General features: G+C 59.7%; 11 protein-coding genes. 9 read left to right on the top strand and 2 right to left on the bottom strand.

From position 1 onward, the window contains the following. Nucleotides 1–34 precede the first annotated feature (34 nt). From panB to UB23_RS11250, 9 genes are all read left to right on the top strand, one after another. On the top strand, nucleotides 35–835 hold the full coding sequence (panB, locus tag UB23_RS11290; protein ID WP_045059395.1) for a 3-methyl-2-oxobutanoate hydroxymethyltransferase: 801 nt from the start codon (nucleotides 35–37) through the stop codon (nucleotides 833–835). Next, on the top strand, nucleotides 832–1,692 hold the full coding sequence (gene panC, locus UB23_RS11285) for a pantoate--beta-alanine ligase (RefSeq protein WP_045059394.1): 861 nt from the start codon (nucleotides 832–834) through the stop codon (nucleotides 1,690–1,692). The genes panB and panC overlap by 4 nt, the downstream gene beginning before the upstream one ends. Nucleotides 1,693–1,785: 93 nt before the next feature. Further along, nucleotides 1,786–2,166 (top strand): aspartate 1-decarboxylase, encoded by a 381-nt coding sequence (gene panD / locus UB23_RS11280; protein ID WP_045059393.1) that lies wholly within the window; start codon nucleotides 1,786–1,788, stop codon nucleotides 2,164–2,166. A 229-nt stretch (nucleotides 2,167–2,395) separates the two neighbouring features. After that, nucleotides 2,396–4,060, top strand: coding sequence for a glucose-6-phosphate isomerase (pgi, locus tag UB23_RS11275; RefSeq protein ID WP_045059392.1), 1,665 nt, complete (start codon nucleotides 2,396–2,398; stop codon nucleotides 4,058–4,060). Nucleotides 4,061–4,220: 160 nt separating this feature from the next. After that, nucleotides 4,221–6,158: an acetate--CoA ligase gene (gene acs / locus UB23_RS11270; protein ID WP_045059391.1), complete on the top strand. Its 1,938-nt coding sequence runs from the start codon at nucleotides 4,221–4,223 to the stop codon at nucleotides 6,156–6,158. Nucleotides 6,159–6,256: 98 nt separating this feature from the next. Then, on the top strand, nucleotides 6,257–7,129 hold the full coding sequence (locus UB23_RS11265; protein ID WP_045059390.1) for an oxygenase MpaB family protein: 873 nt from the start codon (nucleotides 6,257–6,259) through the stop codon (nucleotides 7,127–7,129). A 143-nt stretch (nucleotides 7,130–7,272) separates the two neighbouring features. Beyond that, the gene (locus tag UB23_RS11260) at nucleotides 7,273–8,289 is read left to right on the top strand and encodes a class I SAM-dependent rRNA methyltransferase (RefSeq protein ID WP_045059389.1); all 1,017 of its coding nucleotides are present in this window, start codon (nucleotides 7,273–7,275) and stop codon (nucleotides 8,287–8,289) included. 93 nt (nucleotides 8,290–8,382) lie between these two features. Beyond that, a complete protein-coding gene (locus UB23_RS11255) occupies nucleotides 8,383–11,334 on the top strand; it encodes a DUF748 domain-containing protein (RefSeq protein WP_045059388.1) in 2,952 nt (983 codons plus the stop codon). Further along, nucleotides 11,334–11,630 (top strand): DUF2845 domain-containing protein, encoded by a 297-nt coding sequence (locus UB23_RS11250; RefSeq protein WP_045059420.1) that lies wholly within the window; start codon nucleotides 11,334–11,336, stop codon nucleotides 11,628–11,630. Before UB23_RS11255 ends, UB23_RS11250 begins: the two co-directional genes overlap by 1 nt. Nucleotides 11,631–11,887: 257 nt before the next feature. Here UB23_RS11250 and UB23_RS11245 read toward each other — a convergent pair whose 3' ends face one another. Both UB23_RS11245 and UB23_RS11240 read right to left on the bottom strand, forming a co-directional pair. Continuing rightward, nucleotides 11,888–12,244: a BON domain-containing protein gene (locus UB23_RS11245; RefSeq protein WP_045059387.1), complete on the bottom strand. Its 357-nt coding sequence runs from the start codon at nucleotides 12,242–12,244 to the stop codon at nucleotides 11,888–11,890. Between the two features lie 323 nt (nucleotides 12,245–12,567). Then, nucleotides 12,568–12,987 (bottom strand): pilin, encoded by a 420-nt coding sequence (locus tag UB23_RS11240; protein WP_045059386.1) that lies wholly within the window; start codon nucleotides 12,985–12,987, stop codon nucleotides 12,568–12,570. Between the last annotated feature and the right edge of the window lie 26 nt (nucleotides 12,988–13,013).

Raw genomic sequence — 13,013 nt, 5'->3', positions numbered from 1 at the left:
TAGTTTCCACAGCGCCTGAATGAGGAACCTTTTGATGCCAGCCATTACCCTGACCACCCTGCAAGGTCTCAAGCAAAAAGGTGAAAAAATCACCATGCTGACCTGCTATGACGCGACATTCGCCCACGCCTGCAATGAGGCCGGGGTTGAAGTGCTGCTGGTGGGCGATTCCCTCGGCATGGTCCTGCAAGGACACGACAGCACCCTGCCGGTCAGCACCGCAGAAATGGCTTACCACGTGGCCTGCGTCAAACGCGGCAATTCGGACGCATTGATCCTCGCCGACCTGCCGTTCATGGCCTACGCCACTACTGAACAAGCCATGACCAACAGCGCCCTGTTGATGCAGGCCGGTGCGCATATGGTCAAGGTCGAAGGCGCATTGTGGCTCGCGGATTCGATTCGCCTGCTGGCTGAACGCGGTATTCCGGTGTGCGCGCACATGGGGTTGACGCCGCAGTCGGTGAACATGCTCGGCGGTTACAAGGTCCAGGGCCGTAGCGAAAATCAGGCGCGGCAGATGCGTGCCGACGCCATCTCCCTGGAACAGGCCGGCGCGGCCATGCTGCTGCTGGAATGCGTGCCGAGCGAGCTGGCCGAGGAAATCACCCACGCCGTGAAAATCCCGGTGATCGGCATCGGCGCAGGTCACGCGACCGACGGCCAGGTATTGGTGCTGCACGACATGCTGGGCCTGTCCATCACCGGGCGCGTGCCCAAGTTCGTGAAGAACTTCATGACCGGACAACCGAGCATCCAGGCGGCCTTGAGCGCCTACGTGGCTGAAGTCAAAGCGGCGACTTTCCCAGGCATCGAACACGGATTCTCTGCATGAACACCGTAAAAACCGTACGCGAACTCCGGGCCGCCGTGGCGCGGGCCCGCAGTGAAGGCAAACGTATCGGCTTTGTGCCCACCATGGGCAACCTGCACAGCGGCCATGTCGCACTGGTGACCAAGGCCACCCAGCGGGTGGATTTTGTGGTCGCGAGCATTTTCGTCAATCCGCTGCAATTCGGCGCCGGCGAGGACCTCGACAAATACCCGCGCACCCTCGCCGCCGACCAGGAAAAACTGCTCCAGGCCGGCTGCCACCTGCTGTTCGCGCCGAGCGTCGAGGAAATGTACCCCGATGGCATGGCCGGGCAGACGCGGGTCAGTGTGCCGCAACTGTCCGAAGGCTTGTGTGGCGCCAGCCGCCCTGGGCATTTCGAAGGCGTGGCAACGGTCGTCAGCAAGCTGTTCAACATGGTTCAGCCCGACCTGGCGATCTTCGGCCAGAAAGACTTCCAGCAGCTGGCGGTGATCAAGTCACTGGTTCATGACCTGAATATGCCCATCCAGATCATCGGCGAGCCGACCGTGCGTGCGGCCGACGGCCTGGCATTGTCATCGCGTAACGGGTTCCTCAGTGAAGAACAGCGGGCCGTCGCGCCGATTGTGTATCGCACGCTGAGCGAGATCGCCGAGGCGATCAAGCAAGGGGATCGCGACTATCCGGGGCTGATCCACGCCAAGCTGCAGCAACTGCAAGCGGCCGGGCTGCGCCCTGATTACCTGGAAATTCGCCAGGGGCAAAACTTGCGTCCCGCTACTCCCGAGGATCGGGATGTGGTGATTCTGGTCGCAGCGTTCCTCGGCACAACCCGGTTGATCGACAACCTGCACTTGAACCTGGACGCGCCCGCCTAAGCACCGCGCTCCCCCTGGGAGCGGGTTTGCTCGCTCCCACATGGGATCTGCCTCAGCTTTCACTACCCAATTTCGACCCGGGATAACAAAAAAATGCACGCCATCATGCTCAAGGCCAAGCTGCATCGCGCCGAAGTCACCCACGCTGTTCTCGATTACGAAGGCTCTTGCGCCATCGACGGCGAATGGCTGGACCTGTCCGGCATCCGTGAGTACGAACAGATCCAGATCTACAACGTCGACAACGGCGAGCGCCTCACCACCTACGCGATCCGCGGGGAAGAAGGCTCGCGCATGATATCGGTCAATGGTGCCGCTGCGCACAAGGCCAAGGTCGGCGATCGCGTGATCATCTGCGCCTACGCCCATTACAGCGAAGCCGAGCTGCTCAACTTCAAGCCGCGCATGCTCTACATGGCACCAGGTAACGAACTGAGCCACACCAGCAACGCCATCCCGGTTCAGGTCGCCTGATCAAACCAGAAACACCTTTTCCTTCCGTTTGTCGGCTCGCCCCAGTCTTCATGTATAAAAAAGTACCGGGGACGGGTCAGACAAAGTCAAGACAGATTGCAGCGCGAGAGTTACTGTATTCGCCCTGCGCCACGAAAACGTGACGACGCAGTTGACCGGACGCCCACCCGCAGCGATCCGGTATTTTTAGTGTTCAAAAGCCGTTCAAGTAAAAAGGAAACCCGCAGCGATGGCGTACTACCGCACTCCTCACGACGTGACCGCTCTGCCCGCCTGGCAAGCGTTGAATGATCACCGCCAAGCCATGCAGGATTTCAGCATGCGCGAAGCGTTTAATGCCGATCCGCAGCGCTTCACGCAATTCACCCTCAGCAGCTGCGGCCTGTTTCTCGACTATTCAAAGAATCTGATCAACGCCGAGACCCGCAGCCTGCTGGTGGGCCTGGCCAATGAAGTCGACCTCAAGGGCGCGATCAAGTCGCTGTTCGAAGGCGAAATCGTCAACTCGTCCGAAGGGCGCCCTGCATTGCACACCGCCCTGCGTCGCCCCGTAGGCGACAAGTTGTCGGTCAACGGCGTCAATGTGATGCCGGAAGTACACAAGGTGTTGAACCAGATCACCGATCTCGTGGGCCGCATCCACGACGGTCTGTGGCGCGGTTACACCGAGAAGCCAATCACTGACGTGGTGAACATCGGCATCGGTGGCTCGTTCCTCGGCCCGGAGCTGGTGTCCGAAGCACTGTTGTCCTACGCCCAGAAAGGCGTGCGCTGCCATTACCTGGCGAACATCGACGGCAGCGAATTTCACGAACTGACCATGAAGCTGCGGGCCGAGACCACGCTGTTCATCGTCTCGTCCAAATCCTTCAATACCCTCGAGACCCTGAAGAACGCCCAGGCTGCACGCGCCTGGTACCTCGCCCAGGGTGGTTCGGAAGCCGAGCTGTATCGCCACTTCATCGCGGTTTCGAGCAACAACGCCGCTGCCGTGGCCTTTGGTATTCGCGAAGAAAACATCTTCCCGATGTGGGACTGGGTTGGCGGGCGTTACTCGCTGTGGTCGGCCATCGGCCTGCCGATCGCCCTCGCCATTGGCATGTCGAACTTCAAGGAACTGCTGTCGGGTGCCTACACCATGGACCAGCATTTCCAGAGCGCACCTTTCGAACAGAACATGCCGGTGCTGCTGGCATTGCTCGGCGTCTGGTACGGCAACTTCTGGGGCGCGCAGAGCCACGCGATCCTGCCGTACGACCACTACCTGCGCAACATCACCAAGCACTTGCAGCAGCTGGACATGGAATCCAATGGCAAGAGCGTCCGCCAGGATGGCACGCCCGTTAACACTGACACCGGGCCGGTCATCTGGGGCGGCGTTGGTTGCAACGGCCAGCACGCCTATCACCAGCTGCTGCACCAGGGCACTCAACTGATCCCGGCGGACTTCATCGTGCCGATCGTCAGCTTCAACCCGGTATCCGACCATCACCAGTGGCTGTACGCCAACTGCCTGTCCCAGAGCCAGGCACTGATGCTCGGCAAGACCCTCGCCGAAGCCGAAGCCGAGCTGCGCGACAAAGGCGTGAGCGAAGAAGACGTACACAAGATCGCGCCGCACAAGGTGATCCCGGGCAATCGTCCGAGCAACACCCTCGTGGTAGAGCGCATCAGCCCGCGTCGTCTCGGCGCGCTGGTGGCGATGTACGAGCATAAAGTCTTCGTGCAGAGCGTGATCTGGGGCATCAACGCCTTTGACCAATGGGGTGTGGAGCTGGGCAAGGAGCTGGGCAAAGGCGTCTACAACCGTCTGGTTGGCAGCGAAGAAACGCCGGCTGACGATGCCTCTACACAGGGTTTGATCAACTACTTCCGCGGTCGTCACCGCGGTTAACCTGACGCCGTTCCTGCGGGGGTACTAACCTTGTAGGAGCTGCCGAAGGCTGCGATCTTTTGATTTTGCTTTTGAAGATCAAAAGATCGCAGCCTTCGACAGCTCCTACGAGGGTCGCGCTGCTCCCCTCTTGTCCTGCAAACAAGAATAAGGAACCGTCATGTTCGATATCAGCACGTTCCCCAAAGCCGATGCCGTCCGCCGGGCTGCGAATCTCAGTCAAGACGACTATCAGCGCCTGTACCGCCAATCCATCGAACACCCCAGCACCTTCTGGGCAGAACAAGCGACACGCTTCCTCGACTGGAGTGCGCCATGGGAGACCGTGCAGCGCTACAACCTGAAAACCGGCGAAGCCAGCTGGTTTGCCGGGGGCCGGTTGAACGTCAGCTACAACTGCATCGATCGTCATCTGGCACAACGCGGCGATCAGGTCGCCATCATCTGGGAAGGAGACGACCCGGTCGACTCCATCCAGATCACCTACCGCAAGCTCCACCACCACGTCTGCCGCCTGGCCAATGTGCTCAAGAGCCGTGGCGTGAAGAAAGGCGATCGGGTGTGCATCTACATGCCAATGATTCCGGAAGCCGCCTACGCCATGCTCGCCTGCACGCGAATCGGCGCGGTGCACTCGGTGGTATTTGGCGGATTCTCCCCCGACTCCGTACGCGATCGTATCCTCGACGCTGATTGCCGTACGGTGATCACCGCCGATGAAGGGGTGCGCGGCGGCAAGGTCGTGCCGTTGAAAGCGAAAGTCGACAAGGCGCTGCAAAGTTGTCCTGACGTCAGCACGGTCATCGTCGTCGAGCGCACCCAGGGTGATGTTGAATGGGTTGAAGGGCGCGACCTGTGGTATCACCAGGCCGTGCGCGAGGTCAGCGACGATTGCCCGCCCGAGCCGATGGACGCCGAAGACCCGCTGTTCATCCTCTACACCTCCGGCAGCACCGGCAAACCCAAAGGCGTCCTGCACACCACCGGGGGCTATCTGCTGCAAGCGGCGATGACATTCAAATACGTGCTCGATTATCGCGACGAAGAAGTCTTCTGGTGCACCGCTGATGTCGGCTGGGTCACCGGCCACAGTTATATCGTCTACGGCCCGCTGGCCAATGGCGCGACCACGCTGATTTTCGAAGGTGTGCCGAGTTTTCCCAGCAGTTCGCGCTTCTGGCAGGTGATCGATAAACACCAGGTCAATATCTTCTACACCGCACCCACCGCCCTGCGCTCGCTGATGCGTGAAGGCCCCGAACCTTTGAAGGAAACCTCCCGCGCGAGCCTCAGATTACTCGGCAGCGTCGGTGAGCCGATCAACCCGGAGGCGTGGGACTGGTATTTCAATACCGTGGGCGAACAGCGCTGCCCGATCGTTGATACCTGGTGGCAGACCGAGACCGGCGGCATCATGCTCAGCCCCCTGGTCAGCGCCCAGCGGATCAAGCCCGGCTGCGCCACTCAACCGATGTTTGGCGTGCAACCGGTATTGCTCGATGACACCGGCAAGGAAATCAAAGGCGCCGGCAGCGGGGTGCTGGCGATCAAGTCCAGCTGGCCGGCGCAGATCCGCAGCGTTTACGGCGATCCGCAGCGCATGGTCGACACCTACTTCAAGCCCTACCCCGGCTACTATTTCACCGGCGATGGCGCGCGGCGGGACGAGGATGGCGATTACTGGATCACCGGGCGCATCGACGACGTGATTAACGTGTCGGGCCATCGTATTGGCACCGCAGAAGTCGAGAGCGCCCTGGTGCTCCACGACAGCATTGCCGAAGCGGCGGTGGTCGGCTACCCGCACGACCTCAAGGGCCAGGGCATCTACGCCTTCGTCACGCCGATGAATGGCACCGAAGCCAATGATCAACTGAAGAAGGAACTGCTGGAGCATGTCAGCAAGGAAATCGGCAGCTTCGCCAAACCGGACCTGATCCAATGGGCTCCGGCCTTGCCGAAAACCCGTTCAGGCAAGATCATGCGGCGTATCCTGCGCAAGATCGCCTGCAATGAGCTCGACAGCCTGGGCGACACTTCGACCCTGGCCGACCCGAGCGTGGTTGAGGATCTGGTGGATAAACGCCTGAACCAATAACGTATTGCCTGTTACCGCGCGTGGTGGGATCCGCCCTGTAGGAGCGAGCTTGCTCCTACAGTACGCGCGCACACCCATTTATTTTCCTCAGAGTCACCATGGAATTCATCCGCACCCGCATCGAAACGCAGATCATGAGCCTCACGGGCCTGTCGCTTGGCACGCTCGACCTGGAGAACCCCAAGGGCGATCCTGGCTTGTTTGGCCCCGACTCGGTGAGCTGGCAGGTGCATGGCGACTTCAGCAGCATGTTGATCGGCGGTATCAGTGCACTCATGTTGCAAGCCCTGCATCCCCTGGCGCTGGCCGGAGTATGGGACCACTCAAATTTTCGTGAAGACATGCTGGGTCGATTGCGCCGCACGGGCCAATTCATCTCTGGCACTACTTTCGGCTCGCGAAAGGATGCCGACTGGCTGATCGAGAAGGTTCGCACCATCCATTTGCAGGTCACCGGCACGGCACCCGATGGACGGCCTTACGCCGCCAGCGATCCGTCTTTGCTGACATGGGTGCATGTGGCGGAAGTCAGCAACTTTCTTGCGGCGCATCTGCGTTACCGCAACCCACAGTTGTCGCTGGCCGATCAGGACCGTTACTACGCCGAGATCGCGCTGATCGCCGAACGCCTGGGTGCCCGGGATGTGCCCCGCTCCCGGCTGGAAATATCCCACTACCTGGAGAGTATTCGCCCGCAACTATTGTGCGATGAGCGCAGTCGCGAAGTGTTGCAGTTGCTGCTCAACGCCCCAGCTCCGAGCCGCCTGGCCAAGCCCTTTGGCGGCCTGATGATGCAGGCCGGAATTGACCTGCTGCCCGATTGGGCCAGTGACATGCTAGGCGTCAGTCAAAGCCCGCTGCAACGCAAGCTGATCCGCGCCAGCATCAATCGAAGTGCGCCGATGCTGCGCTGGGCCGTGCGTAATGGTTCGGTGCAGCGGGCAAAGCGGCGGATGGGATTGCTCAGCTAAAAGCATCGCGAGCAGGCTCGCTCCCACAGGGAAAAATAGTCAAAAATCCAACGTGGGAGTGAGCCTGCTCGCAATGGCAGCACCTCGGTTAACAGCCAAGCTGTTAAACTCCCGCGCCAAATTCCCTCTGCAAGGCGCACAGCATGTCTTCCTTGAATCAGGCGCTGCGCGCCGCCCTCGATCATCGCCAGGACCTGCTTGCCGAGCTGCATCAACAAGGCACCGATTGCTACCGCCTGTTCCACGGTAGCCAGGAAGGCGCCGGCGGCTTGACCATCGACCGCTATGGCCCGCAACTGCTGGTGCAAAGCTTCCACCAGTCGCTGGAACGCGAAGCCCTGCTTGGCCTGCACGCGACCATCAACCAGCACCTGGGCCTGGAGACGTTGCTGGTCTACAACGACCGCTCCCGGGGCAATTCGCGCATTGATCGCGAAGACACCGTCTACCGGGCCGACGAAGCAGCGCTGCAGGACCTGATCGGCCACGAGTGGGGCCTCAACTATCGAGTTCGCGGCCGTCATGCCGGACAGGATCCGCTGCTGTTCCTCGACCTGCGTAACACCCGCGGCTGGGTCAAGGCGCACAGCCAAGGCAAAAGCGTACTCAACCTGTTCGCCTACACCTGTGGCGTCGGCCTCTGCGCCGCAGCCGGCGGCGCGCGGGAGGTGTGCAACCTGGACTTCGCTGAGGGTAACCTGGCGGTCGGGCGCGAGAATGGTCTGCTTAACCCGCAACTGCCGACCATGGAATTCATCCAGTCCGATTATTTCCCGGCGATCCGCCAACTCGCCGGCCTGCCCATCAGCCAGCGTCGCGGCCACAAGCTTCCCGCTTACCTGCGCCTGGAGCAGCGTCAATACGACCTGGTGCTGCTCGACCCACCCGCTTGGGCCAAGAGCGTTTTCGGCACCGTCGACCTGCTGCGCGACTACCAGAGCCTGCTCAAGCCGGCGTTGCTGAGCACGGCTGATAACGGTGTGCTGATCTGCTGCAACAATCTGGCGAAAGTCAGCATGGAGGACTGGCGCGAACAGGTTTTGCGCTGCGCGCAGAAGGCCGGCCGACCGGTTCGCGAATGGACCGTAATGACCCCCGGGGCGGACTTTCCGTCGATGGATCAGCAGCCGCCGCTGAAGACCTTGATCCTGCAACTCTGAAATTCTTCGACACTTTCATAGAAATCTTGCAAAGCACGACCACTTCGGAACCAGAATCGCGTGCCATACTCCAAGGCACTCCGATTCAGACAGATGAAGCCGCACATGCCCAAAGGATTGATCCGCGCCATTGGCGCCTTGTTGACTGCTCTGGCTCTCTACAGCCTGCTGGGGTTTCTGATTTTGCCGGGCATCGCGTTGCGGGTCGCCAATCAACAATTGGCCAATTACGCAACGGTGCCTGCGCACATCCAGCGCATCGAACTCAATCCGTTCAGCCTGGAATTAACGCTGTGGGGACTGATCGTTGGCGAACCGGGCCAGGAGCAGGTCGGGTTCGAACGGCTCTACGCCAACCTGCAGATCGACAGCCTGTGGACCAAGGCGCTGCACCTGTCCGACATTGAGCTGAACAAACCCAAGAGCGAAATCCTGTTCGACAAGGAAGGCAAACTCAATCTGCTCGGTCTCTTCAAAATTCCCGCCAGCGAACCGGTCCCGTCGGATCCGGATGCAAAGCCGTTTCCGCTGCGAATTGAACGGATCAAACTGGCTGATGGCGTGGTGCATTTCAAAGATGCCCGACCCAGCGAACCTATCGAGTTTCTCTACGACAAACTCGACTTCGAACTGAAAAACCTCAGCACCCTGCCCGAAGACAGTGCCGACATGACGCTGGTGGCCGCCGGTCCCAACGGCGGGCAGATCGACTGGACAGGCAACTTCAGCCTCATCCCGATCGCCTCCGAAGGCAAACTGAAGATCACCGACGGCAGGATGAAGGCGTTCTGGCCTTATGTGCGCGATTCGGCACCCTTGGTGCTGGAAGACGGCGTCTACAGCCTGAGCACCGACTACAAGCTCAACCTGTCCAAGCAAACCGAGCTGCTGCTGAGTAACCTCGCGCTCAGTGTCTCGCCCTTCGCCATCAAGGCCCCGGACGGGCGGCAATTGGCAAAGCTGGAACGACTGGACGTCACTGAAACCACCATCGATCTGGCCAAACAACAGGTTGTCGTCGGCAAGATCCGCAGCAACAAACTGGAAACATGGGCCGCGCTGGAGTCCGATGGGCAACTCGACTGGCAAAAACTGTTCGCCAGCCAACCGTCCAAAGCGGCCGCCAAAGCCAAGGCCGAACCCGCCAGCACCCCGGCGGCCGCGGACTCGCCGAAACCCGAGCCGGCAGCGCCGGGCAAACCCTGGCAAGTGCTGCTCAAGGACGTGCAACTGCGCAATTACCAGGTGCATCTGGCGGACCGCAAGGCACAGCCCGCCGTAGAGCTGGACCTGAGCCCGCTGAACGTCGACCTGCAGAATTTCGACAGCCTCAATGGCTCGCCTTTCAACCTCAAGCTCGACACCGGCGTCGGCAAGCAAGGCAAGCTCACCGCAGACGGCGTGGTCAACCTGGCCCCGGTCACTGCCAACCTGAAGGTGCAGACCAAGGACATCGACCTGCGGGTCGCCCAGTCTTACATCAACCCGTTCATTCGCCTGGAACTGCGCAGCGGCATGCTGGGCAGTGATCTGGCGGTCGACCTGAAAAGCACCGAGCCGCTCGCTTTCAGCGTCACCGGCCGCGCCCAGGTCGATCAACTGCATACCCTCGACACCCTCAAGACCCGCGACTTCCTCAAGTGGCAACAGGTGGTGGTCGAAGGCCTGAACTACCAGCATGGCGACAGCCTGTCGATCGACAAGGTCAACCTGTTCCAGCCGTACGTGCGTTTCATGATCAATGATGACCGCACCACCAACGTCGATGACCTGCTGATCCCGCAACCGGCCGATGCGAGCACCAAGGGTGCAGCCGCCAAACCGGCCAGCAAGGACAAGCCGCTGGGCATCCATGTGGGCGGCATCGCCATCAATGATGGTTCGGCCAATTTCGCCGACTTCAGCCTGACCCCGAATTTCGCCACGGCCGTCCAGCAGCTCAACGGTTCCATCGGCACCATCGACAGCCGCCAGGCGAAACCCGCCAGCGTTGACGTCAAGGGCAAGGTCGATCGCTACGCGCCGGTGACCATCAAGGGTGCAGTCAACCCATTCGACCCGATGGCCAGCCTCGACATTGCCACCAGTTTCAAGCGGGTGGAACTGACCACGCTGACGCCCTACTCCGGCAAATTCGCCGGGTATCGCATTCGCAAGGGCCGGCTCAACCTCGACCTGCACTACATGATCACCAAAGGCCAGCTGAAGGCCGAAAACAAGGTGGTGGTCGAGCAACTGCAACTGGGCGAAAAAGTCGACAGCCCCGACGCCGTCAGTCTGCCCCTGAAACTGGCGATCGCCCTGCTCAAGGATGTCGACGGCAAGATTTCCATCGAGCTGCCGGTGACCGGCGATTTGAACAATCCGCAATTCAGCGTCATGCCTATTGTCTGGCAAACCCTGCGCAACCTGATCGTGAAAGCCGCTGCCGCGCCATTCAAGCTGATCGGCGGCCTGGTCAGCGGTGGCGGTTCCCAGGACCTGGGCACCGTCTCCTTTGCCCCAGGTTCCAGTGAGCTGAGCAAGGACGCCGAGGCCGCCCTGGTCAAGCTCTCGCAAGCCCTCAAGGAACGCCCGGCGCTACGTCTGGAAATTGAAGGCACTGCGGCCGCCAGCAGCGACGGCCCACTGATCGCCGAGCAACGGCTTGAGCGGGAATACCAGTACAACTACTACAAGATGCTCCAGCGTCGCGGCGACAAAGTACCGGCCAACGCCGGGTTGCTGCAGGTACCGGACAGCGAGAAAGGTCCGTTGCTGGAAGGCATCTACCGCACTCGCCTGAAGACCCAGCCGCCTGCCGAATGGAAAGACCTGGGCAAGGAAGAGCGCACTGCGAAGATGCGCGAGGCCGTGATCAGGTTCTGGAGTTCCAACGAAGTGCTGTTGCGTCAGCTTGGTCAGGATCGCGCCAGCAGCATCAAGGATTACCTGGTCGAAAAGTGCCAACTGGCCGACGACCGTGTGTACTTCATCGACGCCACGCTCGGCGAACCGCAGAGCGACGGCCGAGTCATTACACCCCTGCACCTGGATGCCGAATGATGATCCGAATACACGCCCTTGGCCTGGCTCTGCTGGCATTCGCCGGGCAGGCCTGGGCAGCCGACACCCTGCGCTGCGGCAGCCAACTGATCAGCGTCGGCGACCGCACTGCAGAGGTTCTGCAAAAATGCGGCGAGCCGGTCGCCCGGGACCCGCTGGGCTACAAACGCAGCGTGAACCGGCGCGAGGAGTACCAAGTAGAAGAATGGACCTACGGGCCGAACGGCGGGATGTATCAGTTCTTGCGATTTGAAGGTAATCGCCTGGTGCAGATCACAAGCAAACGCGGCCTGTAGAGGGCGCAGGACGTAGGGCGTAGGAAGCTGTGTAGGAGCTTTGTAGGAGCTGTCGAGTGAAACGAGGCTGCGATCTTTTCCTACCGACTCAATAGAAATCCTTTCCTCCCGACACAATAAAACAGGCCCCGACACGAATGCCGGGGCCTGTAATGGTCACATCCTTATGACCTTTCGCATGAACTCCAAAGCAGCAACAGACGTATAGCTCGGCCCGTCTGTCGCGCCTTCTCCCGGTCCAGGCGAGAAGCCTTGCCTTACTCGGCTTTCAGGCCATCAGCGGAGACCGCTTTGACGCCTTTGATTTTCTTGGCGATAGCTACGGCCATATCTTTCTGAGCGTCAGTCACAGCAACGGTGGACGACAGGGATACCACGCCTTTGTTGGTCTCGACTTTGATGTCGGTACCAGGAATGCCTTTTTCGGTAACCAGGTCAGCTTTGACTTTGGTGGTGATCCAGGTATCGGAAGTAGCTTCTTTGGCTTCGGTCATTTCACCAGCCGCCAGCACCATTGGTGCCTGGGTAGCCTGGGTAGTTTGCGCAAATGCGGAACCGGCCATGGTCAGGGTCAGCGCGGTAGCAGCAGCGGCAGTGATAGCGAACTTCTTCATACGAGTAACTCCTGTTTTTCTGGAAAGTCTGCTGCGTGTCTTGTCAGCAGGGTTACTGGGTATATTGCGAACGCTGTGCCAACTTTGAAACGAACAAAAAATCCTTATATATCAATGGCTTGGTATTTTGGACAATTTTCGAAATCATGCAAATTGCATGAGTTGGAATTTATCGACATGCAAGTTGCGGGTTTTGGCGTGGGCCTAAGGCCATGAATCGTGGGGTTTTTTTGAACTCACCAAGAGGACGCGCAAAAAAATACCCCGCCTCTGTTAAGAAGGCAGGGTATTCCCAGGTTTATGCAGCCAGCGAATTCAACGGCTTATGTATTGGCGACACCTGTGCAGCCTTTAGGCGCGTATTGCTGTTCTACCTCGGTACCGCAAGTCCAACCCGTTGTAGCCGAGCGGGTGAGCGTGATTTTTTTACCAACGACAGGCGCTGGAGCGTTGGCAATCGTGCAAACAATGCTACCCACACCTGAACTGCCTGTACCCGTAGACGCCGTCACGCAGTTTGAGGTCGTTGCGTTGAACGCAGTATCTGTTGCAGCGATGTTCGTACCTTGATTCATCAAATCTTCAAAAGGCACCTTCAACGCAGAAATCTCCGCCAGACCTGCCGTCACTTTCGCCTTGGCCTGATACTTCGAATAAGCCGGAATGGCAAACGTCGCCAGAATCCCGATGATCGCCACCACGATCAACAGCTCGATCAGGGTAAAACCTTTTTGGTCACTCATAGAAAACTCCATGCATGAGTCGGAAT

This window comes from Pseudomonas sp. ES3-33 (genome assembly GCF_000952175.1).
Classification (GTDB): domain Bacteria; phylum Pseudomonadota; class Gammaproteobacteria; order Pseudomonadales; family Pseudomonadaceae; genus Aquipseudomonas; species Aquipseudomonas gregormendelii.
The sequence above is the reverse complement of the archived record's forward strand: the minus strand, read 5'-3'. Positions and strand labels throughout refer to the sequence as shown.

Coding starts and splice junctions, on each gene's coding strand:
- panB (WP_045059395.1), top strand. CDS start 35: ATGCCAGCCATTACCCTGACCACCCTGCAAGGTCTCAAGCAAAAAGGT.
- panC (WP_045059394.1), top strand. CDS start 832: ATGAACACCGTAAAAACCGTACGCGAACTCCGGGCCGCCGTGGCGCGG.
- panD (WP_045059393.1), top strand. CDS start 1,786: ATGCACGCCATCATGCTCAAGGCCAAGCTGCATCGCGCCGAAGTCACC.
- pgi (WP_045059392.1), top strand. CDS start 2,396: ATGGCGTACTACCGCACTCCTCACGACGTGACCGCTCTGCCCGCCTGG.
- acs (WP_045059391.1), top strand. CDS start 4,221: ATGTTCGATATCAGCACGTTCCCCAAAGCCGATGCCGTCCGCCGGGCT.
- UB23_RS11265 (WP_045059390.1), top strand. CDS start 6,257: ATGGAATTCATCCGCACCCGCATCGAAACGCAGATCATGAGCCTCACG.
- UB23_RS11260 (WP_045059389.1), top strand. CDS start 7,273: ATGTCTTCCTTGAATCAGGCGCTGCGCGCCGCCCTCGATCATCGCCAG.
- UB23_RS11255 (WP_045059388.1), top strand. CDS start 8,383: ATGAAGCCGCACATGCCCAAAGGATTGATCCGCGCCATTGGCGCCTTG.
- UB23_RS11250 (WP_045059420.1), top strand. CDS start 11,334: ATGATCCGAATACACGCCCTTGGCCTGGCTCTGCTGGCATTCGCCGGG.
- UB23_RS11245 (WP_045059387.1), bottom strand. CDS start 12,244: ATGAAGAAGTTCGCTATCACTGCCGCTGCTGCTACCGCGCTGACCCTG.
- UB23_RS11240 (WP_045059386.1), bottom strand. CDS start 12,987: ATGAGTGACCAAAAAGGTTTTACCCTGATCGAGCTGTTGATCGTGGTG.